At 63.6% G+C, this 1,422-nt stretch carries 4 protein-coding genes; 3 read left to right on the top strand and 1 reads right to left on the bottom strand.

The genetic code is table 11. From position 1 onward, the window contains the following. Positions 1-17: 17 nt before the first annotated feature. Positions 18-410, bottom strand: coding sequence for a S8 family serine peptidase (locus ACFV4K_RS35645; protein ID WP_379280692.1), 393 nt, complete (start codon positions 408-410; stop codon positions 18-20). 185 nt (positions 411-595) lie between these two features. Here ACFV4K_RS35645 and ACFV4K_RS35640 point away from each other — a divergent pair, with 185 nt between their 5' ends. From ACFV4K_RS35640 to secG, 3 genes are all read left to right on the top strand, one after another. Next, entirely contained in the window at positions 596-730 is a 135-nt protein-coding gene (locus ACFV4K_RS35640) for an LPXTG cell wall anchor domain-containing protein (protein ID WP_379280691.1), read from the top strand. Beyond that, a complete protein-coding gene (locus tag ACFV4K_RS35635) occupies positions 727-1,128 on the top strand; it encodes a DUF6221 family protein (protein ID WP_379280690.1) in 402 nt (133 codons plus the stop codon). Before ACFV4K_RS35640 ends, ACFV4K_RS35635 begins: the two co-directional genes overlap by 4 nt. Positions 1,129-1,194: 66 nt before the next feature. Further along, positions 1,195-1,422 (top strand): preprotein translocase subunit SecG (secG, locus tag ACFV4K_RS35630; RefSeq protein ID WP_379280689.1); only part of this gene is annotated, 228 nt, incomplete at its 3' end.

Genomic DNA, 1,422 nt, shown 5'->3' with positions numbered 1-1,422 from the left:
CTGTTATCGGGTGGCGGTTACAGGCCGCCGGTGATGAGCAGTCTGTTTATCGTGGGGGTGGCGTTGGGTTTGGGTTTGGGTTGGACCACGTCCAGGGTGGATTTGTCTTTGATCCAGTTGGAGATCGTCTGCCAGTACGTGTCGCCGTAGGTGGATTTGTACAGGGCTCCGACTCCGGCGACCATCGGTGCGGCGAAGGACGAACCGCTGGCTTTGACGAATCCGCCGCCGATCGCGGGGAAGGGGATTTCGATTTCACGGCCGGGTGCGTACAGCTGGACGCAGGGTCCCCAGTCCGAGCTCTGTGCTGCGCGGTCCTCGCTGTCGGTGTGCGCGACCGCCACCACGCCGGCCGCGTCGGCGGGGGAGCCGAGGCAGGCGTCGGCGTTGCGACCAGCCCGGGACGGCACCGATCCAGAAAAGTGAATGATGCATGTTTCACTCAAGTATGGTCGGGTCACACGGTGTCGTGGCCGACGCAGCGCCGCCGTACTTCCGCCGCTGGATCCGCTTCTCGCAGTATATATTCGGTGATCGCCGAGCTTTCAGACCCTGGCCTTCGTGGCATATCGGGCGTAGTGAGAGACAATCGATCATGCGCACTTCCACGGTCGTAGTGCTGGCAATCGCCGCCGCGGTGCTGGTCGCCACGGGCGCGTCCTCGCTGTATTGGGTGATCTGGGCCGCTCTGGTCGTTGCGGCGACCGCGCTGTGGATGGTCCGGCGATGATGACCATCGAGCAGTTCATCGACCGGCGACTCGAGCAGCAGCAGGAAGCCGCGGAGTTCGCGCTGCAACTGGAGCACGACTTCCGCGACTCCGGCCGCGAGATCGAATACCAGTGGGTTCGTCTCGTGCGACCCAAACACAGTCGCACCGCCCCGTCGGCGGTATTCGTGCCGGGAGTGCTGACGCCGAAACAGACGCTGCGGCACGTGGCCGTGCTGCGGTTGATCTTCGGCGAGCACGCGCCGGATGAGCACCATCGGTGTTCGGTCTGCCGTGACTCCGGGAGCTCCGGCGACCATGACACGACGGCTTGGCCGTGCCCGACCGTGCGCGAGATGGCGGCCCTCTGGTCCGACCACCGTGACTACCGCGCCGAGTGGGCGATCGATCGGCGTTGATCTATCTCGTCTGCGCGACCAGGGCTGATTCGTTGATACTGGCGAGCACCGCATACACTCTCCGGTATGCGGATGTTCCTGGATATCCTCCTAGTTATCACCAGCGTGCTGCTGGTGCTGCTGGTGCTGTTGCACCGCGCCAAGGGCGGAGGTCTGTCCAGCCTCTTCGGTGGTGGAGTGCAGTCGAGCCTGTCGGGTTCCACTGTCGTCGAGAAGAACCTCGACCGGATCACCATCTTCCTCGGCGTGATCTGGCTGATCTCCATTCTGGGGATCGGCCTCGAAATCAAGTTC

This window comes from Nocardia sp. NPDC059764 (genome assembly GCF_042732555.1).
Lineage (GTDB): Bacteria > Actinomycetota > Actinomycetes > Mycobacteriales > Mycobacteriaceae > Nocardia.
The sequence above is the reverse complement of the archived record's forward strand: the minus strand, read 5'-3'. Positions and strand labels throughout refer to the sequence as shown.

Bases quoted from the DNA above. Each gene is read 5' to 3' on its own strand.
- ACFV4K_RS35640 (WP_379280691.1), top strand. From the start codon at position 596: ATGCGCACTTCCACGGTCGTAGTGCTGGCAATCGCCGCCGCGGTGCTG.
- ACFV4K_RS35635 (WP_379280690.1), top strand. From the start codon at position 727: ATGATGACCATCGAGCAGTTCATCGACCGGCGACTCGAGCAGCAGCAG.